The organism is Methanosarcina sp. UBA5 (assembly GCF_002505485.1).
Taxonomy (GTDB): Archaea; Halobacteriota; Methanosarcinia; order Methanosarcinales; family Methanosarcinaceae; genus Methanosarcina.
Genome location: NZ_DAVG01000008.1, coordinates 74,922 through 75,229 on the forward strand (window position 1 = coordinate 74,922; position 308 = coordinate 75,229).

At 46.4% G+C, this 308-nt stretch carries 1 protein-coding gene; it reads right to left on the bottom strand.

The annotated features are described in order from the left end of the window. A partial coding sequence (locus BP621_RS00750; protein WP_292387262.1) for a B12-binding domain-containing protein occupies window positions 1–308 on the bottom strand: 308 nt, incomplete at both ends.

Sequence of the window (308 nt, forward strand, 5' to 3'; positions counted from 1 at the left end):
TCGTGAATATCTCCTTCTGCAACAAAGGTGATGGCAAGTCCTGCTTCTTCTCCTTCTTTCTTGTTCTTTTCAAGTTCAGGGGTAAGGACTTCCATTGCACTGCTCATTGCTTTTCCGGACATCATGATTTGAGGCAGGAAAATCTCGGCGGCTTCAAACTTATCCCCGACAATTTTCATTCCAACGGAAAGGCCCTTTGTAATAATGTCAAGTGCCGGAATTCCTGAAGCCAGAGCCTCCTTGCATAGCTCGGCAGTACCTGCGACGTTTTGACTTACGACCGCGTCGCGTAACTTATCAAAGATTTC